This window comes from Citrobacter telavivensis (assembly GCF_041807075.1).
Classification (GTDB): Bacteria; Pseudomonadota; Gammaproteobacteria; order Enterobacterales; family Enterobacteriaceae; genus Citrobacter_A; species Citrobacter_A telavivensis.
Genome location: NZ_JBGUBF010000006.1, coordinates 92,488 through 114,197 on the forward strand (window position 1 = coordinate 92,488; position 21,710 = coordinate 114,197).

Sequence of the window (21,710 nt, forward strand, 5' to 3'; positions counted from 1 at the left end):
GCTGGCAGTGGATTGTCCACCACGCATAAGAACGAATAATAAACTCTCAGGGGATGTTTTCTATGTCTACGCCTTCAGCGCGTACCGGCGGTTCGCTTGACGCCTGGTTTAAAATTTCACAACGTGGAAGCACTGTCCGTCAGGAAGTGGTGGCAGGTTTAACAACGTTTCTGGCGATGGTGTACTCCGTTATCGTCGTGCCTGGCATGCTGGGCAAAGCCGGATTCCCGCCCGCAGCGGTGTTCGTTGCGACCTGTCTGGTGGCTGGTTTGGGTTCTATCGTCATGGGGCTGTGGGCAAACCTGCCGCTGGCGATTGGTTGCGCCATCTCGTTGACCGCTTTCACGGCGTTCAGCCTGGTACTGGGCCAGCAGATTAGCGTTCCGGTCGCGTTGGGCGCGGTATTCCTGATGGGTGTGCTGTTTACCATTATCTCCGCGACCGGGATCCGTAGCTGGATCCTGCGCAATTTACCGCAGGGCATCGCGCACGGCACCGGCATCGGTATCGGCCTGTTTTTACTGCTGATCGCGGCGAACGGCGTAGGTCTGGTCATCAAGAACCCGCTGGACGGTCTGCCGGTAGCCCTCGGTCATTTCGCGACCTTCCCGGTGATTATGTCGCTGGTTGGTCTGGCGGTGATTATCGGTCTGGAGAAACTGAAAGTGCCGGGGGGTATTCTGCTGACGATTATCGGCATTTCTATCGTCGGCCTGCTTTTCGATCCGGCCGTGAAATTCTCCGGCATTTTCGCCATGCCGTCGCTGAGCGATGAAAATGGCAAATCGCTGATTGGCAGCCTGGATATCATGGGCGCGCTGAACCCGGTTGTACTGCCAAGCGTCCTGGCGCTGGTGATGACCGCCGTGTTTGATGCCACCGGCACCATCCGCGCCGTGGCGGGTCAGGCGAATCTGTTGGATAAAGACGGGCAGATCATCGACGGCGGTAAAGCGCTGACCACCGACTCCCTGAGCAGCGTGTTCTCCGGTCTGGTGGGCGCGGCGCCGGCAGCGGTCTATATCGAGTCAGCGGCTGGTACGGCTGCGGGCGGTAAAACCGGTCTGACCGCCATCACCGTTGGCGTGCTGTTCCTGCTGATCCTGTTCCTCTCTCCGCTCTCTTATCTCGTTCCGGTGTATGCAACGGCGCCTGCGCTGATGTACGTCGGTCTGCTGATGCTGAGCAACGTGGCGAAAATCGATTTTGCTGACTTTGTTGATGCAATGGCGGGTCTGGTGACAGCCGTATTCATCGTACTGACCTGTAACATCGTGACCGGTATTATGATTGGTTTTGCCACGCTGGTGATTGGCCGTGTGGTTTCGGGTGAGTGGCGCAAGCTGAACATCGGCACCGTGGTGATTGCCGTTGCTCTGGTGGCGTTCTATGCCGGCGGCTGGGCCATCTGATTACGAAATGTACTCCGAAAATGGGTGGCTTTTGCCGCCCATTTTTATTTTCAGCACACACTTGTTGTCTTTTGCGATACTCTGAAAAAGGTAAAATCAAGGCACGACGCCTCTCAAACACATAAGAAACATCGCAAACAGGGAACGCATGGAAATCTTCTTCACAATACTCATCATGACCCTTGTGGTCTCGCTGTCCGGGGTATTTACGCGCGTATTGCCCTTCCAGCTCCCCTTACCCCTCATGCAGATTGCGATCGGCGCGCTGTTGGCGTGGCCCACGTTTGGTCTGCACGTCGAGTTTGACCCCGAACTGTTTCTGGTTCTGTTTATCCCGCCGCTGCTGTTTGCCGATGGCTGGAAGACGCCAACGCGAGAATTTCTTGAACATGGGCGAGAGATATTTGGCCTCGCGCTGGCGCTGGTCGTCGTCACGGTGGTCGGGATAGGGTTCCTGATTTACTGGGTGGTGCCGGGTATTCCGCTGATACCCGCCTTTGCGCTGGCCGCCGTGCTGTCACCCACCGATGCGGTGGCCCTTTCCGGTATTGTCGGCGAAGGCCGTATACCGAAGAAAATCATGGGCATCCTGCAGGGCGAGGCGCTGATGAACGACGCCTCCGGCCTGGTCGCGTTGAAATTTGCCGTTGCCGTGGCGATGGGGACGATGATTTTTACCATCGGCGGCGCGACCGTTGAATTCTTCAAAGTGGCGATCGGCGGTATCCTGGCCGGGTTTGTGGTGAGCTGGCTGTACGGTCGCTCGCTCGGGTTCCTCAGCCGCTGGGGCGGTGACGAACCCGCCACGCAGATCGTCCTGCTGTTCCTGCTGCCGTTTGCTTCTTACTTGATTGCCGAACATATCGGCGTGTCGGGCATCCTGGCCGCCGTCGCGGCGGGGATGACCATCACCCGTGCGGGCGTGATGCGCCGTGCGCCGCTGGCGATGCGTCTGCGCGCCAACAGCACCTGGGCAATGCTGGAGTTTGTTTTTAACGGCATGGTGTTCCTGCTGTTGGGCCTGCAGTTGCCGGGCATTCTGGAGTCCTCTCTGGTGGCGGCAGAAGCCGACCCGAACGTTGAAACCTGGATGCTGTTTACCGACATCGTGCTGATTTATGCGGCGCTGATGCTGGTGCGTTTCGGCTGGCTGTGGACGATGAAAAAATTCAGCGTGCGTTTTCTGCACAAGAAGCCGATGGAGTTTGGCTCCTGGTCCACGCGTGAGTTGCTTATTGCCTCCTTTGCGGGGGTTCGCGGGGCCATCACCCTGGCGGGTGTTCTGTCTATCCCGCTGCTGCTGCCGGATGGCAACGTCTTCCCGGCGCGTTACGAACTGGTCTTCCTCGCCGCTGGGGTGATTCTGTTCTCGCTGTTTGTCGGCGTAGTGATGCTGCCGATTCTGCTGCAACATCTGGAAGTGGCCGATCATTCTCAGCAGTTGAAAGAGGAACGGATTGCTCGTGCGGCGACGGCGGAAGTGGCGATTGTCGCTATCCAGAAAATGGAAGAGCGTCTGGCGGCGGATACTGAGGAGAATATCGATAATCAGCTCCTGACCGAAGTGAGCTCCCGCGTCATCGGTAACCTGCGTCGTCGTGCTGACGGGCGTAACGATGTCGAGAGTTCGCTCCAGGAAGAGAACCTGGAACGCCGCTTCCGCCTCGCGGCGCTGCGATCAGAGCGGGCGGAGTTGTATCATCTGCGCGCTACCCGCGAAATCAGCAATGAAACCCTGCAAAAATTACTGCACGATCTCGACCTGCTGGAAGCGTTGCTGATCGAAAATCAGTAAAACCGTCGTGTTGCCTGATGGCGCTGCGCTTATCAGGCCTACGGTTCGTGCATGTTGCAGTTGTAGGCCGGATAAGGCGCCAGCCGTCATCCGGCATGGGTCTGTCTGCACATGTTTGTCGTGTTGCCTGATGGCGCTGCACTTATCAGGCCTACGATTTAGCGTAGTTTGTAGGCCGGATAAGGCGTCAGCCGTCATCCGGCGGTACGATGTTTATCGGTCAGCCGAGGTTAACCAAAATCCTTCACAACAGGACAGCCAGGCTTTGGCGCTGTGTGAGAGATACACCCCTTCGCGCCAAATCATCCCTAGCTGCCAGCGTAACTCACTTTCCAGTGGGATCCAGCGCAGCGTATTCTTATCCAGCCGCTCGCAAATAGGCTCCGGCAAAATGGCGATCCCCACGCCTGCCTGCACCATTGCCGCAAGAAAGTCCCACTGACCGCTGCGCACCGCGATACGCGGCTTCACCTCATGCTCACTGAACAGTTGCATCAGTTGGCGGCTCAGGGCGAAATCCTCGTTGTAGATCAGCAGTGGATGCTCGGCCAGCGCTTCCGGCGACACGGACTGGCAGGTGGTCCACTGACCGGAGCGCGGCACCAGTACGCAAAGAGGATGGCTGAATACCGGTAATGTCGCCAGACCGCTCTCTTCCTCCACGGGGAGCGCGGTCATCGCGACATCCAGTTCCCCGTTCATCACCGCCTGCTGCACCGTCAGGCCGCCAAACTCAGAAACCTTAAGCTCCACGCCGGGGTAGCGCTGGCGAAACAAGCCGATCGGTCCGGCCATCAGCATGCCAACCATCGGCGGGATGCCGAGACGCAGCAGTCCTTTATTAAGGTGGTTGATGTCGCCCAGTTCGGCTTCCAGTTGGCGAAACTCGGCCAGAATCGCCAGCCCGCGTTCGAACACGACGCGACCGGTGTCGGTGAGCAACAGTTTGCGACCATCGCGGATCAGCAGCGTACAGCTCAGCTCATCTTCCAGGTTTTTCAGCATCTTACTGATGGTCGGTTGGGTGACAAAAAGCTTCTCCGCTGCGCGGGTGAAGCTCTGTTGGCGCACCACTTCAACAAAATAACGCAGCGTTCTGATATCCATGAGTATTCCTTCCGACTATGCCTGTAATGATTTTAATTCATTTCAGTCATCGACGGGGTCTCTCTATACTGGCGTTCCGTATTATTTTTCAGGATGTTCCCTCATGGCTGTGGCGATAAGCCGCGTTACGCCAGCCGTTATGCAACGACTCCAGGTTCCGGTTCAGGTACTGCTGTATGCAGGTTTGTTTATCGTTGCGCAATATCTGGTTTCCTGGCTGCATCTGCCGCTACCGGCCAATCTGGTGGGGATGATGCTGATGCTGGCGCTGATTGTTTGTCGCATCCTTCCATTGCGCTGGGTTCGCGCCGGGGCGCGCTGGCTGCTGGCGGAGATGCTGCTGTTCTTTGTTCCGGCGGTGGTGGCGGTAGTGAACTATGCCCATCTGCTACTGGTGGACGGCTGGCGGATTTTTTCGGTCATTGCGATCAGCACGCTAATGGTGCTTGGTGCAACGGCGTGGGTAGTGGATAAAGTCTATCGTTATGAAATAAGCAGGGTAAACCGTGACTAATCTCCAGCTCAGCGTGCTTTGTCTGGCGATCACGTTGATTATCTATTTCGCCAATAAACGCCTGTACCGTCGTTTTCGTAAGCTGCCGCTGATGCCGCTGGTACTCACGCCCGCGCTACTGGTGCTGATGCTGGTATTTGGTCATATCTCCTGGCAAAGCTACATCGGTGAATCACACTGGTTGCTGTGGCTGCTTGGTCCGGCAACGATCGCCTTTGCGGTGCCGGTTTACGACAATTTTGCCATTATCAAACGTCACTGGATGTCGCTTACCGCAGGCGTGGTAACGGCAACGGTGGTCGCGGTGACCAGTTCAGTCTGGCTGGCACGTTTATTTACCCTGCCGGACGACATTCAACGCAGCCTGGCGGTGCGTTCGGTGACTACGCCGTTTGCCCTGGCGGCGGCTGAACCGCTGGGTGGGCAGCCAGATTTAGTGGCGCTGTTCGTGGTGGTGACCGGCGTATTTGGCATGGCGGTCGGCGATGCGCTGTTTTTGCGTCTGTCGATTCGTGAAGGGATGGCGAAAGGCGCGGGATTTGGCGCGGCTTCGCACGGGGCAGGGACGGCGCGCTCGTATGAGCTTGGCCAGCAGGAGGGCGTGGTCGCCAGCCTGGTGATGATGCTTTCCGGTGTGGTGATGGTACTGGTTGCCCCGCTGGTGGCGAGGCTGATGTTCTGATAAAGGATCCCCGGCCAGATTGACCGGGGATGAGTACGTTGATTAGTGGGCGCGGCCTTGCTCGACCCCGAAGCCCGTCTGGGAACGGATGAACTGAGCACGGAACTGCTCGCGTTCGCGATTCCCTTCTGCCGAGTTATCGGTGGCAGAGAAGAACCAGATCCCAAGGAATGCCACGGTAATGGAGAACAGCGCCGGGTATTCATACGGGAAGATAGCCTTTTCGTGGCCGAGGATTTGTACCCAAATGGTAGGGCCAAGCACCATCAACACCACGGCAGTCAACAGGCCTAACCAGCCGCCCAGCATTGCGCCACGCGTGGTCAGTTTCGACCAGTACATGGAAAGCAGGATGATCGGGAAGTTACAGCTCGCGGCGATAGCAAACGCCAGACCTACCATGAAAGCGATGTTCTGATTCTCGAACAGCACGCCAAGAATAATGGCGATGACGCCCAGCACCAGCACGGTGATTTTCGACACCCGCAACTCGTCACGTTCGGTCGCACCTTTGCGGAATACGTTCGCGTACAGATCGTGAGAGACCGCAGAGGCGCCCGCCAGCGTCAGACCGGCGACGACCGCCAGAATAGTGGCGAACGCCACCGCTGAAATAAAGCCGAGGAACAGGTTGCCGCCCACCGCATTCGCCAGGTGTACCGCCGCCATGTTGTTCCCGCCAATCAGCGCGCCCGCCGCATCTTTATACGCCGGATTCGCACCGACCAGCATAATGGCGCCAAAACCGATGATGAAGGTCAGGATGTAGAAGTAACCCATAAAGCCGGTGGCATAGAACACGCTCTTACGCGCTTCGCGGGCATCGCTGACCGTGAAGAAACGCATCAGGATGTGCGGCAAACCCGCCGTACCAAACATCAGGCCGAGCCCCAGTGAGAGCGCAGAGATCGGGTCTTTCACCAGCCCGCCCGGACTCATAATCGCAGAACCTTTCGGGTGCACCGCCATCGCTTCGGTGAACAGGTTATTGAAGCTAAAGCCCACGTGCTTCATCACCATAAAGGCCATAAAACTGGCGCCGAACAGCAACAGCACGGCTTTGATGATCTGCACCCACGTGGTTGCCAGCATGCCGCCGAACAGTACGTACATCATCATCAGCACGCCGACCAGCACCACCGCGATGTGGTAGTTCAGACCGAACAGCAGTTCAATCAGTTTGCCCGCGCCGACCATCTGGGCAATCAGATAAAGGGCAACGACCACCAGCGAACCACAGGCCGACAGAATACGGATCGGGCCTTGCTTCAGGCGATAGGAGGCCACATCGGCAAAGGTATAGCGACCGAGGTTACGCAGACGTTCGGCGATCAGAAACAAAATGATCGGCCAGCCCACGAGGAAGCCCAGCGAGTAGATCAACCCGTCATAGCCGGAAGTAAACACCAGTGCGGAGATCCCGAGGAACGACGCTGCCGACATATAATCGCCGGCAATCGCCAGTCCGTTCTGGAAGCCGGTGATATTCCCGCCTGCCGTATAGTAGTCGCTACGTGAACGTACGCGTTTAGAGGCCCAGTACGTAATACCCAGCGTAAACACGACGAAAATCAGGAACATGACAATTGCCTGCCAGTTGGTCGGCTGGCGTTGTACCGCACCGCTAATGGCATCCGCCGCGTTGGCCGCGAAGGGTAGTGTGGCGGCAAGCGCCGTCAGGACTCTCTTCATGATGCGTTAACCTCGCGCAGTACTGCATTGTTCAGACGGTCGAATTCGCCGTTCGCCCGCCAGATATAGATGCCGGTCAGAACGAAGGAGATCAGAATCACCCCCACGCCAATCGGAATACCCCGGGTGACGCTGGTTCCCTCGTGAAGCGGGGTTCCCAGCCAGCCAGGCGCAAAGGCAATCAGTAGAATAAAGCTGATATAGACCACCAGCATGATGATCGACAGTATCGTGGCAAACCGTTGCCTTTTTTCAACTAACTCCCTGAAACGCGCATTGTCTTCTATCCGCTGATAAATGGTGTCATTCATCACAGAGTCTCCAGAGGTTCCCTTCGTCTTTCACGCCGCAGGCAAGACCTGACTGCTGTCGTAGTCCTGCAACGCGAAATCCTTTGGGGAGGTTTTATTATTTCCCTCTCTCATGTAGAGAAAGGGTAGGGGGTATTGTTTATTTTGCCGGATGGTGGCTAAAGCCTTATCCGGCCTACAAGGGTTGCTGAACCTGTAGGCCCGATAAGCTTTTGCGCCATCGGGCATTTCACGGTGGTGGTTATGATGGCATCGCGATGGCCTGCTTCTCTTCGAGCAGTTTCTCTACCACGCCAGGATCGGCGAGGGTCGAGGTATCGCCCAGATTGCTGGTATCGCCCGCCGCGATCTTGCGCAATATGCGGCGCATGATTTTGCCGGAGCGGGTTTTCGGCAGTGAGTCGGTCCAGTGCAGCACGTCTGGCGTCGCCAGCGGGCCAATCTCTTTACGTACCCAGTTGCGCACTTCGGCGTACAGCTCAGGGGACGGTTCTTCGCCGTGATTCAGCGTCACATAGGCATAAATCGCCTGCCCCTTGATGTTGTGCGGGATGCCGACCACCGCCGCTTCGGCGATCTTCGGATGTGCGACCAGCGCGGATTCAATTTCCGCCGTGCCAAGACGGTGACCAGAGACGTTCAGTACGTCATCAACGCGACCGGTGATCCAGTAGTAACCGTCTTCGTCACGACGAGCGCCATCGCCGCTGAAGTACATGTTTTTAAAGGTTGAGAAGTAGGTTTGCTCAAAGCGTTCGTGATCGCCGAACAGTGTACGCGCCTGTCCCGGCCAGGAGTCGGTGATCACCAGGTTGCCTTCGGTGGCCCCTTCTTGCGGATGGCCTTCGTTATCTACCAGCGCCGGTTGCACGCCGAAGAACGGACGCGTGGCAGAACCGGCTTTCAGTTCGGTCGCGCCGGGCAGCGGGGTGATCATGAAGCCACCGGTTTCGGTCTGCCACCAGGTATCCACCACCGGGCATTTTTCATTACCGATCTTCTTCCAGTACCACTCCCATGCTTCCGGGTTGATGGGCTCGCCAACCGAACCCAGAATGCGCAGCGATGAGCGGTCAGTGCCCTCAATCGCCTTATCGCCTTCCGCCATCAGGGCGCGGATCGCCGTCGGCGCGGTATAGAGAATGTTAACCTTATGCTTATCCACCACCTGGCTCATACGCGCCGGAGTTGGCCAGTTTGGCACCCCTTCAAACATCAGCGTGGTGGCGCCGCAGGCCAGTGGGCCATACAGCAGGTAGCTGTGTCCGGTGACCCAACCCACGTCGGCAGTACACCAGTAGATATCGCCCGGATGGTAGTCAAATACATACTTAAAGGTGGTTGCGGCATACACCAGATAGCCGCCGGTGGTGTGCAGCACGCCCTTCGGTTTACCGGTGGAGCCAGAGGTATAGAGGATGAACAGCGGATCTTCGGCGTTCATTTCCGCAGGCTGATGCTCGGCGCTGGCCTTATCAATCAGGTCGCTCCACCACAGGTCGCGACCTTCCTGCCACTCAATGTTGCCGCCGGTGCGCTTGAGGACAACCACATGTTCGATGGTTTTTACGTTCGGGTTTTTCAGCGCATCGTCGACATTTTTCTTCAGCGGAATGCTGCGACCGGCACGTACGCCTTCGTCGGCGGTGATCACCAGCTTCGAACTGGAATCAATGATGCGCCCGGCAACGGCTTCCGGTGAGAAGCCACCGAAGATCACCGAATGGACGGCACCAATGCGGGCGCAGGCCAGCATCGCGACAGCGGCCTCTGGCACCATCGGCATATAGATAGCAACCACATCGCCTTTTTTAATGCCCAGATCCTGCAGCGAGTTGGCGAAACGACAGACATCGCGATGCAGTTCGCGATAGCTAATCTGTTTGCTCTGCGAGGCGTCATCGCCTTCCCAGAGGATGGCGGTACGATCGCCATTTTCCTGCAGGTGACGGTCGAGACAGTTCGCCGCCAGGTTCAGCGTACCGTCTTCGTACCATTTAATGGACACATTGCCCGGCGCGAAAGAGGTGTTCTTCACTTTCTGGTACGGCTTGATCCAGTCGAGAATTTTTCCCTGCTCGCCCCAGAAGGTATCTGGTTCGTTAATAGATTGTTGGTACTTCGCTTCGTACTGCTCCGGATTTATCAGGCAACGATCCGCAATGTTTGCGGGAATAGCGTGTTTGTGAATTTGGCTCATGGCTTTTGTTCTCCTTGTAGGATGTTAATAATATGTCTCACAAACGTTAAATGTAGGGGCTTTGACAGTTTTGTTTAGGTTTTGCGCGACAGATCACGCAATACGGGAATTGTGCAAATTAGCGGCAATACGTTTTTTGAAGGAAACCAACAAAAGTTGCCAAAATCTTTCCGTTACAGAGGGTTATGTTAATTTTTCCAGAAAGGCGATCGGGGGCGAAAAATGGGAAAGGAGTAGAGAGAAAACGGCCTGACTAACTCTAAAGTGGTATTTTACATACACTTACAATTGATTAAAGACAACATTTTGTGTGTGGTTTTTTGTTACATCTAGATTAGGGCAATGTCATGGCGGTGTGTGTGGTTATCGTCATGGATAGAATAAAAAAAGAACCGTCATTAAACACAATGGCGCAATCTGGATGAGACCTCTATGGCAAGGATTACACTACGCGCACGCCGTTTCTTCAGCCTGGTCGTACCGCTGTTTTTCATTTCTGCGGTTTATGCTGAGCAAACGCCCGAACCCGCAAAGACTGTTACCGTTGAAGCGAAGAATGAAGTCTTCGCCCCTCAGCACCCCGATCAATACCTTTCATGGAAAGCCACCTCAGAGCAATCAAAACGTGAAGACGCATTAGCGGAAGATCCCCGTCTGGTGATCTTGTGGGCGGGATATCCGTTCTCCCGTGATTACAACAAACCGCGTGGGCACGCCTATGCGGTGACCGATGTACGCGAAACGTTACGTACCGGCGCACCAAAGACGGCTGAAGACGGTCCATTACCGATGGCCTGTTGGAGCTGCAAAAGCCCGGACGTGGCGCGTCTTATCCAGAAAGACGGTGAAGACGGCTACTTCCACGGTATGTGGGCGCGCGGCGGTCCGGAAGTCGTTAACAACCTGGGCTGCGGCGATTGCCATAACACGGCGTCACCTGACTTCGCGAAAGGCAAACCTGAGCTGACGTTGTCTCGTCCGTACGCTGAACGCGCGATGGAGACCATCGGCAAGCCGTTCGATAAAGCCGGTCGTTTCGACCAACAGTCGATGGTGTGCGCGCAGTGTCATGTGGAATACCACTTTGACGGCAAAAACAAAGCCGTTAAGTTCCCGTGGGATGACGGCATGAAGGTCGAAGACATGGAGAAATATTATGACGCCATTACCTTCGCTGACTGGACCAACTCGCTGTCAAAAACCCCGATGCTGAAAGCGCAGCATCCGGAATATGAAACCTGGAGCGTGGGCATTCACGGCAAAAACAATGTGACCTGTATCGACTGTCACATGCCGAAAGTGCAGAACGCCGATGGCAAACTCTATACCGATCATAAGATTGGCAACCCGTTCGACAACTTCCCACAGACCTGCGCGAACTGCCATACCCAGGACAAAGCCGCCCTGCAAAATGTCGTTGCTGAGCGTAAGAAGGCGATCAATGGGCTGAAAATCAAGGTTGAAGATCAGCTGGTGCGTGCTCACTTCGAAGCGAAAGCGGCCTGGGATGCGGGCGCAACGGAAGCGGAAATGAAACCGATTCTGAGCGATATCCGTCACGCGCAGTGGCGCTGGGATCTGGCCATTGCTTCTCACGGTATCCATATGCACGCTCCGGAAGAAGGTCTGCGGATGTTAGGCATCGCGATGGACAAAGCCGCCGATGCCCGGACGAAACTGGCGCGTCTGCTGGCAACCAAAGGCATCACCCATGAAATCGCGATACCAGATATCTCCACCAAAGAGAAAGCCCAGGCGGCCATTGGTCTGAACATGCAGCAGATTAACGCCGATAAGCAGGACTTTATCAAAACGGTGATTCCGCAGTGGGAAGAACAGGCGCGTAAAAACGGTTTGTTAAGCCAATAACCTCAATTTGCCGGATGACAGCGCCAGCGCTTTATCCGGCCTACGGAAGTCTTGTAGGCCTGATAAGCGTAGCGCCATCAGGCATTATGCAACGGAGTGAATATGAGCGTATTCCGTTCGTTATTAACTGCTGGGGTGCTGGCGTCAGGTCTGTTATGGAGCCTGAGTGGGATAACCGCCACGCCAACGCCGCAGGAGTCTGAACGCTGGACGGTCACCCAACAGCGTAGCCCGGATGCCGCGTGTCTGGACTGTCACAAGCCGGATACCGAAGGGATGCATGGTAAGCATGCGTCCGTGACCAATCCGAACAACAAACTGCCGGTCACCTGTACCAATTGTCATGGCAAGCCATCGCCTCAGCACCGTGAAGGGGCGAAGGATGTGATGCGCTTCAACGAGCCGATGTACAACGTGGAGCAGCAGAACAGCGTTTGTCTGTCCTGTCACTTGCCTGAGCAGTTGCAAAAAGCGTTCTGGCCGCACGATGTCCACGTGACTAAAGTGGCCTGCGCCAGTTGTCACTCACTGCATCCGAAGCAAGACACGATGCAGACGTTAAGCGATAAAGGACGGGTTAAGATTTGCGTCGATTGCCATAGCGATCAGCGTAACAATCCGAACTTTAATCCGGCGTCTGTTCCTTTGCTTAAGGAGCATCCATGAGTTGCTCTCGTCGCCAGTTCATCACCGGCGTCGGCGCGCTGGTGGCCGTCAGCGGTACTGCAGGACGCGTGGTGGCGAAAACGTTGAATATCAACGGCGTGCGATACGGCATGGTGCATGATGAATCATTATGCATCGGCTGTACCGCCTGTATGGATGCCTGTCGGGAAGTCAACAACGTACCGGAAGGGGTGTCGCGACTCACCATCATTCGCAGCGAACCGCTGGGCACGTTTCCGGATGTGAAGTACCGCTTCTTCCGTCATTCGTGCCAGCACTGCGATCGTGCGCCGTGTGTTGACGTCTGCCCGACCGGGGCATCGTATCGCGATGCCGCGAATGGCATCGTGGACGTGAACCCGGATCTCTGCGTCGGCTGCCAGTACTGCATCGCCGCGTGTCCGTACCGCGTGCGCTTTATCCATCCGGTCACGAAAACGGCGGATAAATGCGATTTCTGCCGCAAAACCAACCTGAAAGCGGGCAAACTGCCGGCCTGCGTTGAGTCGTGCCCGACGAAGGCGCTGACGTTTGGCAATCTGGACGATCCTGACAGCGATATTTCCCGGCTGCTGCGACAGAAAACCACGTATCGCTACAAGCTGGCGCTGGGTACCAAACCGAAGGTCTACCGCGTTCCCTTTAAATATGGGGAGGTGAGCCAATGACAAACGCATCTGCTTTCCACTTTGAATCGCTGGTGTGGGACTGGCCCATCGCCATCTATCTGTTTCTGATCGGTATCTCTGCCGGACTGGTGACGCTGTCTATCCTGCTGCGCCGTTACCATCCGGAGGCGGGCGGAGCGGACAGTACACTGCTGCGCACCACGCTGGTGGTGGGGCCAGGGGCGATTATTCTCGGTCTGCTGATTCTGATCTTCCACCTGACGCGTCCCTGGACCTTCTGGAAGCTGATGTTCCACTACAGCTTTACGTCGGTGATGTCGATGGGGGTTCTGCTGTTCCAGTTGTATATGGTCGTGCTGATTGTGTGGCTGGCCATCATCTTTCAAAAAGAGGTCATTGCCCTGCAACAGCGTTGGTTACCCCGTCTGGGACTGGTACAGAAAGGGCTGACGCTGTTAACGCCGTTCAACCGTGGACTCGAAACGTTGATGCTGGTGCTGGCCGTGCTGCTGGGGGCTTATACCGGTTTCCTGCTTTCGGTACTGAAATCCTATCCGTTCCTGAATAACCCGATCCTGCCGGTATTGTTCCTGTTCTCCGGGATCTCTTCCGGTGCGGCGGTGGCGCTGATCGCGATGGCGTTACGCCAGCGCGGTAACCCGCACAGTACCGAGGCGCACTTTATTCACCGCGTGGAAACCCCGGTGGTGTGGCTGGAGATCTTCCTGCTGGCCGCCTTCTTTGTGGGGCTGGCTCTGGGGGATGACGGCAAAATGCGCGCGCTGTCGGCGGCGCTGGGTGGAGGCTTCTGGACCTGGTGGTTCTGGATCGGCGTCGCGGGGCTGGGACTGATCGTTCCGATGCTACTGAAACCCTGGGCCAGTCGTGGTTCGACGTTTCACGGTGTGCTGGCGGTATGTGGTGCCAGCCTGACGGGCGTACTGTTGCTGCGCTTTTTCATTCTTTATGCTGGACAGCTCACGGTTGCATAGGCCTGGCTGTGAGGGAAAGGTGATTTCTGGACGTACTCCTTCCTGAAGCCGGTTTTCTGGCGCTGCTATTCAGTCTCGGGGTCAACGTGTTGACCCCGCTTGCCGTACTGGCAGGTGAACGCCTGCGCTGGCAGGGCGTAATGCGTCTGGCAAGCGCAGGCGTCTGGGCGCAATTTGCGTGCCTGCTGCTCGCCTTTTCGATTCTGGTCTTCTGCTTTCTGACCAGCGACTTCTCGGTTCTCTATGTGGCACAACACAGCCACAGCCTGTTGTCGTGGGGACTCAAACTGGCGGCGGTATGGGGTGGTCACGAAGGGTCGCTGTTGTTGTGGGTACTCTTCCTGTCCGGCTGGAGCGCGCTGTTTGCCTGGCGTTATCGCCGCGAATCGGATCCCCTGTTCCCGCTGACGCTCGGCGTGCTCTGCGCGATCGTCGCCTTTCTGCTGCTGTTCATCGTGTTCTGGTCCGATCCGTTTGTCCGCATTTTTCCGCCGGCAATAGAAGGACGCGATCTCAACCCGATGCTGCAACATCTGGGGCTGATCCTGCATCCGCCGCTGCTGTATCTTGGCTACGGTGGTTTGATGGTCGCCGCCGGTGTGGCGCTGGCGTCCCTGCTGCATGGCGATTTTACGAAGATGACGGCCTGGGTATGCTGGCGCTGGGCGCTACCCGGCTGGTGCGCGCTGACGCTCGGTATCATTCTCGGTTCCTGGTGGGCGTATTGCGAACTGGGGTGGGGCGGCTGGTGGTTCTGGGACCCGGTGGAAAACGCCTCTTTATTACCCTGGCTTTCCGCCAGTGCGCTGTTGCACAGCCTGTCTGTGTCGCGCGAACGCGGCCATTTCCGCCACTGGTCGCTGTTGCTGGCGATCGTCACGCTGATCCTCTCTTTGCTGGGAACGCTGATAGTCCGCTCCGGCATTCTTGTTTCTGTACATGCCTTTGCGCTGGATAATGTGCGCGCTGTACCGCTGTTTGCCCTCTTTGCCATTCTGAGTCTGGTCTCGCTCGGCTTGTACGGCTGGCGGGCGCGAGCCAGTCAACAGACAGTCCGTTTAGGCGCCTGGTCGCGCGAGATGTTGATTCTGGCAGCGCTGCTGCTCTTTTGCGCGGTGCTGCTGATCGTGCTGATGGGTACACTCTACCCGATGATTTATGGCCTGCTGGGGTGGGGGCGACTCTCCGTGGGCGCACCGTATTTTAACCGTGCTACCTTGCCGTTTGGGCTGTTGATGCTGGTAGCGATCGCTATTTCGATGGTCAGAAGCCGGAAGCGGTCCGTACGCCGCCAGCTTCCGGCGCTGCTGGCGCACGCTGGCGTGCTGGTTTTTGCCGCGGGGATTCTCTTCTCCAGCGGCAGTCGCCAGGAGATAAGCCTCAACCTGAGCCCGGGTCAGCAGGTTGAACTGGCAGGTTACACCTTCCGTTTTGAACGGCTGGAGCTGGCCGCGAAAGGGAACTACACCACCGAAAAGGCGCTTATTACACTGTGGCAGGGTGACAAACGGACAGGTAGCCTGACGCCCGAGCGGCGCTTTTATTCCGCCCGCCGCCAGCAGATGATGGAGCCTGGCATCCGCTGGGATCTGCTTCACGACTGGTATGCAGTGATGGGCGAAAAAACTGGCGAGGAGCGTTATGCCATACGCCTGTACGTGCAGAGCGGTGTGCGCTGGATCTGGGGCGGCGGGCTGTTGATGATTGCCGGGGCGCTGCTCAGCGGCTGGCGGGGGAGAAAGCGCGATGCGTAGTCTTATCTGCAATGTGCCGGATGGCGGCGCACATGCCTTATCCGGCCTACGATTTAAGCGCTGCGCAGGCCTGATAGGTACAGCGTTATCAGGCACTCTCATGGCGTTTATCTTACTGTTGGTTATCTCCTTTTCCGCTCATGCTCAGGTGGTGGATACCTGGGCCTTTGATAACCCGCAGCAGCAGGAAAAGGCGTTGTCGATCGCCAGTCAGTTACGCTGCCCGCAGTGTCAGAATCAAAACTTGCTGGAATCCAACGCGCCGGTTGCCGTCAGTATGCGCCATCAGGTCTATACGATGGTGGCAGAAGGGAAAAATGAAGCCGAAATCACCGCCTGGATGACCGAACGGTATGGTGATTTTGTCCGCTATAACCCGCCGCTCAATGGACAGACTATGCTGCTGTGGGCGCTTCCGTGCCTGCTGTTGCTGCTGGTGGGCGGGGTGCTCTGGCGGGTCAGTACGCGTCAACGTAAAGAGGAGGACGAGCCATGAGTCTGCCCGAACGTTCAGACGCGCCTTTTCGTCCGCTGCCGCTGAAGTGGCTGGCGCTGGCCGTTGCGCTGATGGTCATCGTTTGTTTCAGTGGTTATCTGCTGTCACCAAAATGGCAGGCCGTGCGTGACGAACAACGACGACTGGCCGATCCGCTGCATGAATTTGCTGAAACATCGACGCCGGAAGCCCAGTTGTTAGCCCTGCAAAAACAGATTCGCGCCAACCCGCAGGACAGCGAAAAGTGGGCGCTGCTCGGCGAGTATTATCTGTGGCGTAATGATTACGATAATGCGCTACTGGCTTATCGTCAGGCGCTGCGTAGCCGTGGAGAGAATGCGGAGATCTATTCGGCGCTGGCGACCGTGCTCTACTACCAGGCTGGGCAGCATATGACGCCGGCGACTCGCGAGATGATTGACAAGGCGCTGGCGCTGGATGCTTCGGAAGTCACCGCATTAATGCTGCTGGCGTCGGATGCATTTATGCAGGCGGATTACAAACAGGCGATTTCGCAGTGGCAAAAAGTCCTGGATTTAAATTCGCCGCGGGTGAATCGTGTACAACTGATAGAGTCGATTAATATGGCGAAATTGTTACAGAATCGGCAGAAATAATTTTGTGATTTGCGTCATTTATCTGTTTAAAAAACAGGCAAATGAATCTCGCGGTCAAAATAATTCCTGCAAGTTATAATTCAAAAATGCAGATTTAAAAATCTTTCCATAACAAATAGTTATGCAATACAATCCCGATAAATTCGCGTTATTATGCATTATTTCAGCGAAAAGCCCTGTTCTTAAAGGGTTGCGTAAGATGCCCTGCAAATGGTACTGATTATGCGCGTTAAAAAACTCTACAAACCAACGCAACACAATTCATACCCTTTCAGTATGTAACCATTCCTGTTTTTTTACCGGAGTGGCGCTCCATTGAGGAAGTCCGTCGTTATGAAAAGTTTTAAACTCAGCCTGGCCTGGCAGATCCTGATTGCCATGGTGCTGGGCATTTTACTCGGCAGTTATCTGCATTATCACAGCGATAGCCGCGAGTGGCTGATTGCAAACCTGCTCTCTCCGGCAGGGGATATCTTTATCCATCTGATTAAAATGATCGTTGTGCCGATTGTGATCTCTACGCTGGTTGTCGGCATTGCCGGTGTCGGCGATGCGAAACAACTGGGACGTATCGGCGCGAAAACGATTCTCTATTTCGAAGTGATCACGACCATCGCCATTATCCTCGGGATTACGCTGGCGAATGTGTTTCAGCCGGGCTCCGGCATTGATATGTCGCAACTGGCGACCGTGGACATTTCGAAATACCAGAACACGACGGCAGAAGTGCAGAGCCACGCGCATGGCCTGATGGGCACGATTCTGTCGCTGGTCCCGACGAACATCGTCGCCTCGATGGCGAAGGGCGACATGCTGCCCATTATCTTTTTCTCGGTGCTGTTTGGTCTGGGGCTTTCCTCACTGCCGGCAACGCATCGTGAGCCGCTGGTGACGGTGTTCCGTTCCATTTCCGAAACCATGTTTAAAGTGACGCACATGGTGATGCGCTATGCGCCGATCGGGGTATTCGCGCTGATTGCCGTGACCGTGGCGAACTTCGGTTTTGCCTCACTGTGGCCGCTGGCGAAGCTGGTACTGTTGGTTCATTTCGCGATCCTGTTCTTCGCGCTGGTGGTGCTGGGTATTGTCGCGCGCATTTGCGGGCTGAGCATCTGGATCCTGATCCGCATTCTGAAAGACGAGTTGATTCTGGCGTACTCTACCGCCAGCTCCGAAAGCGTTTTGCCGCGGATTATCGAGAAGATGGAAGCCTATGGCGCGCCGGCCTCGATCACCAGTTTTGTGGTGCCGACCGGTTACTCGTTCAACCTCGATGGTTCGACCCTGTACCAGAGTATTGCCGCGATCTTCATCGCGCAGTTGTACGGTATCGACCTGTCACTGTGGCAGGAAATCGTGCTGGTGCTGACGCTGATGGTGACATCGAAAGGGATTGCCGGCGTACCGGGCGTCTCCTTCGTGGTACTGCTGGCAACGCTTGGTAGCGTAGGCATTCCATTGGAAGGCTTGGCCTTTATCGCGGGTGTGGATCGTATTCTCGACATGGCGCGTACGGCGCTGAACGTGGTGGGGAATGCGCTGGCGGTGCTGGTTATCGCCAAATGGGAACACAAGTTTGACCGCAAAAAAGCGCTGGCGTATGAGCGCGAAGTACTGGGCAAATTCGATAAAACCGCTCAGTAACGGTTAGCGGATTGCCTGATGGCGCTTCGCTTATCAGGCCTACAAAGGATGTGTGGGCCTGATAAGACGCGTGAGCGTCGTCATCAGGCAATCTGATTCACCCATTGGTTAACTTATCAAACTCTTCGCAGCCGGTATCAAACCCTTCGCTACAGCTCAGATTTAACCAGTGCAGCGCCTTCTGTTTATTCTTCTCAATAAAGCCCTGTTCGCCGTTCAGAAACATCATTCCCGCCCAGTATTCGGAATATCCGGTACGAGAGATGGCGGAACTGCGCTTGAAGTACCAGGTCGCTTTATCATCATCGGCCTGAATCCCGACGCCGTTGGCGTAAATCAGACCGAGCAACATCTGCGCGTCTACAGCAACATCGCTCTCCAGATTTTCAGAAGCGTTTTGCAGCAGGGAAATGGCTTTGGGATAATCGGGTCTACCGGCCTGAGTATTGACCAGAATTCGCGCCAGCGTAATTTCACCCGCTTTACTGCCCGCCTGGGCAGCCTTTTCCGCCAGCATTTTCGCTTCCGGATAATCCAGACTGACCGGGTTAGTGATTTTAATTTGCGCCAGCAGCGCACAAGCATCCGCATCGCCATTGTCCGCAGATTTCTGTGCCCAGTACTCGGCTTTGCTCAAATCGCCGAAGCTAAACCAGCTGTCAGCAAGGTAATATTGCGCGCGTTTGTCACCTGCCTCTGCGGCCTGCAAATACTGGCTTCCAGGCTCAGGATCGGCAGCACGGGCAAAGAATGTCATCAATAACATCAATGCAAGAAGTGGTTTCATTATTAAGTTTTAATTAGGGTACGGAATGGACAGTATAAAGAGATCGTATGGATAAAAAAACAGCCTCCAGGAGGAGGCTGTTGAGATGCATCAACGTTGTGGTTAACCCATTGCGGTTTCGCGCAGGCGGGCCTTCAGCTTGTTGTACTCATCAATCACGTACTGCTCGGCGGCGGATTGATCGGCAATCGGCTCCACGCGCACGGCGCAATACTTGTACTCCGGCGTTTTGGTAATCGGGCTTAAGTTCTCCGTCACCAACTCGTTACAGGCGCCAATCCACCACTGGTAGGTCATATAAATCGCCCCTTTGTTCGGGCGTTCGCTGACCTGTGCGCGGGTGATGATTTTGCCTTTGCGCGAGTGAACCCAGACCAGCGCTTCATCTTCAATGCCCAGACGCGCCGCGTCGGCCGCGTTGATTTGCGCATAGCCCGGTTCGTCTGCCAGCGCGGCCAGGGCCGCACAGTTACCGGTCATCGAACGACAGGAGTAGTGGCCGACTTCACGCACCGTTGACAGTACCATCGGGTACTCTTCGGTGAGTTTATCGATAGGCGCAACCCAGTCGCAGGTGAAGAACTGTGCCATGCCGTTCGGGGTATCAAACTTCTCTTTAAAGAGGTAAGACGTCCCCTGATCGGCGTCCGACGTGTCACGGCAAGGCCACTGGATATACCCCAGTTCGCCCATCTTCTCGTAAGTGGCACCGTAGAAATCCGGGCACAGATGACGCAACTCATCCCAGATCTCCTGGGTGTTGTTGTAGTGCATCGGATACCCCATCCGTGTGGCAATTTCACTGATGATTTGCCAGTCGGTTTTCAGATCCCACTTCGGTTCAACGGCTTTAAAGAAGCGCTGGAAGCCACGGTCAGCCGCGGTAAATACCCCTTCATGCTCACCCCATGACGTCGACGGTAAAATAACATCCGCCGCCGAGGCGGTTTTGGTCATAAAGATGTCCTGCACGATGACCAGCTCCAGATCCTCAAAGCCTTTGCGCACCGCAGAGAGTTCCGCATCGGTTTGCAGCGGATCTTCACCCATGATGTATGCCGCACGCACTTCGCCATGCGCCGCACGGTGCGGCAGCTCGCTGATGCGATAGCCGGTGTGCGCAGGCAGACTGTCCACGCCCCAGGCTTTGGCGAATTTCTCGCGGTTGGCCGATTCTTTCACATACTGATAGCCCGGATAGGTATCCGGCAGCGCACCCATATCGCACGCGCCCTGAACGTTGTTCTGACCACGTACCGGGTTAACGCCCACGCTGGGCTTACCGAGGTTGCCGGTCAGCATCGCGAGGCTGGTCAGCGAGCGCACGGTTTCCACGCCCTGATAGAACTGGGTCACACCCATGCCCCACAGGATGGTCGCGTTTTTCGCCCCGGCATACATCCGCGCCGCCTGGCGAATTTCATTCGCGCTGACGCCGGTTATCTCCTCAACGGACTCCGGCGTATAGCCTTCGACAATCTTGCGGTACTCTTCAAAGCCTTCCGTACGCGAGGCCACAAATGCCTGGTCGTAGAGGTTTTCTTCAATAATGACATGACCCATTGCGTTCAACAGCGCGATATTCGAGCCGTTTCGCAATGCGATGTGCATGTCGGCAATGCGCGCGGTTTCAATTTTGCGCGGATCGCAGACGATAATTTTCGCCCCGTTACGTTTAGCGTTAATCACGTGATTCGCCACAATAGGGTGGGAATCCGCCGGGTTGTAGCCGAAGATAAACACTAAATCGGTGTTATCAATTTCGTTAATTGCATTACTCATTGCGCCGTTACCGACCGACTGGTGCAGACCTGCAACCGATGGGCCGTGTCAGACGCGAGCGCAGCAGTCAACGTTATTGGTACCAATAACGGCGCGCGCAAATTTTTGCATGATGTAGTTGGTTTCATTCCCGGTACCACGAGACGAGCCGGTCGTCTGGATGGCATCAGGGCCGTATTTCGCTTTGATGGCGCTCAGGCGCTCGGCGACGTAGTTCAGCGCTTCATCCCAGGAAACAGATTCCAGTTTGCCGCCACGCTGGCGACGAATCATAGGGGTTTTCAGGCGCGGGGTCAGGATCTGGGTATCGTTAATAAAATCCCAGCCGTAATAGCCCTTCAGACACAGAGTACCCTGATTGGTTTTCCCCTGCGCCGCCTCAGCCCGGACGATTTTGCCGTTATCGACCACCAGGTTTATCTTGCAACCTGATGCGCAATACGGGCAAACCGTGACGACTTTTTTCATCGGTTTCGCTCCAGTTAATCAAATCGCGCATACACGCTTGTCGCCCTGAGTATGCATCTTTTATGCCACATTTTAATTGGGGACTTTCCCTGATATTACGGGTAATTTTTGGTCAAAACCCTGACGAAAAGCAGGCTGTCGTCATATTTGACGTGACGATTTCCCGTGAATGACAACATATCGACCCCGCGCAGCGGCAGAGTCGTGTTGGCTGGCTAAGGTTTTGAACCCGGTACACCCATGGAGGGACGCTGCTGACCCAGACTGAATTTGAGATTCCTCCTCTGGTTGCA

17 protein-coding genes and 1 pseudogene are annotated in these 21,710 nt (G+C 55.9%); 12 read left to right on the forward strand and 6 right to left on the reverse strand.

The window, feature by feature from the left end; all coding sequences use genetic code 11:
- Positions 1-62: 62 nt before the first annotated feature.
- The gene (gene ghxP, locus ACERJC_RS20380; protein WP_152401452.1) at positions 63-1,412 is read left to right on the forward strand and encodes a guanine/hypoxanthine transporter GhxP; all 1,350 of its coding nucleotides are present in this window, start codon (positions 63-65) and stop codon (positions 1,410-1,412) included.
- 148 nt (positions 1,413-1,560) lie between these two features.
- On the forward strand, positions 1,561-3,207 hold the full coding sequence (locus ACERJC_RS20385) for a Na+/H+ antiporter (protein ID WP_152401454.1): 1,647 nt from the start codon (positions 1,561-1,563) through the stop codon (positions 3,205-3,207).
- Positions 3,208-3,420: 213 nt separating this feature from the next.
- On the opposite strand, the gene ACERJC_RS20390 is transcribed toward ACERJC_RS20385, so the two are convergent.
- Positions 3,421-4,314 carry a LysR family transcriptional regulator gene (locus ACERJC_RS20390; protein ID WP_373672370.1) on the reverse strand — a complete coding sequence of 298 codons (894 nt, stop codon included), beginning with the start codon at positions 4,312-4,314 and terminating at the stop codon, positions 3,421-3,423.
- Positions 4,315-4,417: 103 nt separating this feature from the next.
- Here ACERJC_RS20390 and ACERJC_RS20395 point away from each other — a divergent pair, with 103 nt between their 5' ends.
- Complete coding sequence (locus tag ACERJC_RS20395; protein ID WP_178823771.1) at positions 4,418-4,828, forward strand: CidA/LrgA family protein; 411 nt, start codon at positions 4,418-4,420, stop codon at positions 4,826-4,828.
- Positions 4,821-5,510 (forward strand): LrgB family protein, encoded by a 690-nt coding sequence (locus ACERJC_RS20400; RefSeq protein WP_373672371.1) that lies wholly within the window; start codon positions 4,821-4,823, stop codon positions 5,508-5,510. The genes ACERJC_RS20395 and ACERJC_RS20400 overlap by 8 nt, the downstream gene beginning before the upstream one ends.
- Before the next feature lie 42 nt (positions 5,511-5,552).
- On the opposite strand, the gene actP is transcribed toward ACERJC_RS20400, so the two are convergent.
- From actP to acs, 3 genes are all read right to left on the reverse strand, one after another.
- Entirely contained in the window at positions 5,553-7,202 is a 1,650-nt protein-coding gene (gene actP, locus ACERJC_RS20405) for a cation/acetate symporter ActP (RefSeq protein ID WP_286631396.1), read from the reverse strand.
- Complete coding sequence (locus ACERJC_RS20410) at positions 7,199-7,513, reverse strand: DUF485 domain-containing protein (RefSeq protein WP_042321140.1); 315 nt, start codon at positions 7,511-7,513, stop codon at positions 7,199-7,201. The genes actP and ACERJC_RS20410 overlap by 4 nt, the downstream gene beginning before the upstream one ends.
- A gap of 241 nt (positions 7,514-7,754) precedes the next feature.
- Complete coding sequence (acs, locus tag ACERJC_RS20415; RefSeq protein WP_373672372.1) at positions 7,755-9,713, reverse strand: acetate--CoA ligase; 1,959 nt, start codon at positions 9,711-9,713, stop codon at positions 7,755-7,757.
- 432 nt (positions 9,714-10,145) lie between these two features.
- Here acs and nrfA point away from each other — a divergent pair, with 432 nt between their 5' ends.
- From nrfA to gltP, 8 genes and pseudogenes are all read left to right on the forward strand, one after another.
- On the forward strand, positions 10,146-11,582 hold the full coding sequence (gene nrfA, locus ACERJC_RS20420; protein WP_152401465.1) for an ammonia-forming nitrite reductase cytochrome c552 subunit: 1,437 nt from the start codon (positions 10,146-10,148) through the stop codon (positions 11,580-11,582).
- 102 nt (positions 11,583-11,684) lie between these two features.
- A complete protein-coding gene (nrfB, locus tag ACERJC_RS20425; RefSeq protein WP_046493984.1) occupies positions 11,685-12,248 on the forward strand; it encodes a cytochrome c nitrite reductase pentaheme subunit in 564 nt (187 codons plus the stop codon).
- Positions 12,245-12,916 (forward strand): cytochrome c nitrite reductase Fe-S protein, encoded by a 672-nt coding sequence (nrfC, locus tag ACERJC_RS20430; RefSeq protein WP_178826291.1) that lies wholly within the window; start codon positions 12,245-12,247, stop codon positions 12,914-12,916. Before nrfB ends, nrfC begins: the two co-directional genes overlap by 4 nt.
- The gene (gene nrfD, locus ACERJC_RS20435) at positions 12,913-13,869 is read left to right on the forward strand and encodes a cytochrome c nitrite reductase subunit NrfD (RefSeq protein WP_373672373.1); all 957 of its coding nucleotides are present in this window, start codon (positions 12,913-12,915) and stop codon (positions 13,867-13,869) included. Before nrfC ends, nrfD begins: the two co-directional genes overlap by 4 nt.
- A 26-nt stretch (positions 13,870-13,895) precedes the next feature.
- Positions 13,896-15,655: pseudogene (locus ACERJC_RS20440) on the forward strand (heme lyase CcmF/NrfE family subunit); the annotation flags it as partial.
- Positions 15,637-16,119, forward strand: coding sequence for a heme lyase NrfEFG subunit NrfF (gene nrfF / locus ACERJC_RS20445; RefSeq protein WP_371895984.1), 483 nt, complete (start codon positions 15,637-15,639; stop codon positions 16,117-16,119). The pseudogene ACERJC_RS20440 and the gene nrfF, both read left to right, overlap by 19 nt.
- Positions 16,116-16,736 (forward strand): heme lyase NrfEFG subunit NrfG, encoded by a 621-nt coding sequence (nrfG, locus tag ACERJC_RS20450; RefSeq protein WP_373672374.1) that lies wholly within the window; start codon positions 16,116-16,118, stop codon positions 16,734-16,736. Before nrfF ends, nrfG begins: the two co-directional genes overlap by 4 nt.
- 333 nt (positions 16,737-17,069) lie before the next feature.
- The gene (gltP, locus tag ACERJC_RS20455; protein WP_152401477.1) at positions 17,070-18,380 is read left to right on the forward strand and encodes a glutamate/aspartate:proton symporter GltP; all 1,311 of its coding nucleotides are present in this window, start codon (positions 17,070-17,072) and stop codon (positions 18,378-18,380) included.
- 97 nt (positions 18,381-18,477) lie between these two features.
- Here the strand turns inward: gltP and yjcO are convergent, their stop codons facing one another.
- A complete protein-coding gene (gene yjcO, locus ACERJC_RS20460; RefSeq protein WP_178826771.1) occupies positions 18,478-19,167 on the reverse strand; it encodes a Sel1 family TPR-like repeat protein YjcO in 690 nt (229 codons plus the stop codon).
- 102 nt (positions 19,168-19,269) lie between these two features.
- Entirely contained in the window at positions 19,270-21,417 is a 2,148-nt protein-coding gene (fdhF, locus tag ACERJC_RS20465; RefSeq protein ID WP_373672375.1) for a formate dehydrogenase subunit alpha, read from the reverse strand.
- Positions 21,418-21,710: the final 293 nt, after the last annotated feature.

What these genes read in the sequence shown, in the direction of transcription:
- ghxP (WP_152401452.1), top strand. Translation starts at nt 63, where the DNA reads ATGTCTACGCCTTCAGCGCGTACCGGCGGTTCGCTTGACGCCTGGTTT.
- ACERJC_RS20385 (WP_152401454.1), top strand. Translation starts at nt 1,561, where the DNA reads ATGGAAATCTTCTTCACAATACTCATCATGACCCTTGTGGTCTCGCTG.
- ACERJC_RS20390 (WP_373672370.1), bottom strand. Translation starts at nt 4,314, where the DNA reads ATGGATATCAGAACGCTGCGTTATTTTGTTGAAGTGGTGCGCCAACAG.
- ACERJC_RS20395 (WP_178823771.1), top strand. Translation starts at nt 4,418, where the DNA reads ATGGCTGTGGCGATAAGCCGCGTTACGCCAGCCGTTATGCAACGACTC.
- actP (WP_286631396.1), bottom strand. Translation starts at nt 7,202, where the DNA reads ATGAAGAGAGTCCTGACGGCGCTTGCCGCCACACTACCCTTCGCGGCC.
- ACERJC_RS20410 (WP_042321140.1), bottom strand. Translation starts at nt 7,513, where the DNA reads ATGAATGACACCATTTATCAGCGGATAGAAGACAATGCGCGTTTCAGG.
- acs (WP_373672372.1), bottom strand. Translation starts at nt 9,713, where the DNA reads ATGAGCCAAATTCACAAACACGCTATTCCCGCAAACATTGCGGATCGT.
- nrfA (WP_152401465.1), top strand. Translation starts at nt 10,146, where the DNA reads ATGGCAAGGATTACACTACGCGCACGCCGTTTCTTCAGCCTGGTCGTA.
- nrfB (WP_046493984.1), top strand. Translation starts at nt 11,685, where the DNA reads ATGAGCGTATTCCGTTCGTTATTAACTGCTGGGGTGCTGGCGTCAGGT.
- nrfC (WP_178826291.1), top strand. Translation starts at nt 12,245, where the DNA reads ATGAGTTGCTCTCGTCGCCAGTTCATCACCGGCGTCGGCGCGCTGGTG.
- nrfD (WP_373672373.1), top strand. Translation starts at nt 12,913, where the DNA reads ATGACAAACGCATCTGCTTTCCACTTTGAATCGCTGGTGTGGGACTGG.
- nrfG (WP_373672374.1), top strand. Translation starts at nt 16,116, where the DNA reads ATGAGTCTGCCCGAACGTTCAGACGCGCCTTTTCGTCCGCTGCCGCTG.
- gltP (WP_152401477.1), top strand. Translation starts at nt 17,070, where the DNA reads ATGAAAAGTTTTAAACTCAGCCTGGCCTGGCAGATCCTGATTGCCATG.
- yjcO (WP_178826771.1), bottom strand. Translation starts at nt 19,167, where the DNA reads ATGAAACCACTTCTTGCATTGATGTTATTGATGACATTCTTTGCCCGT.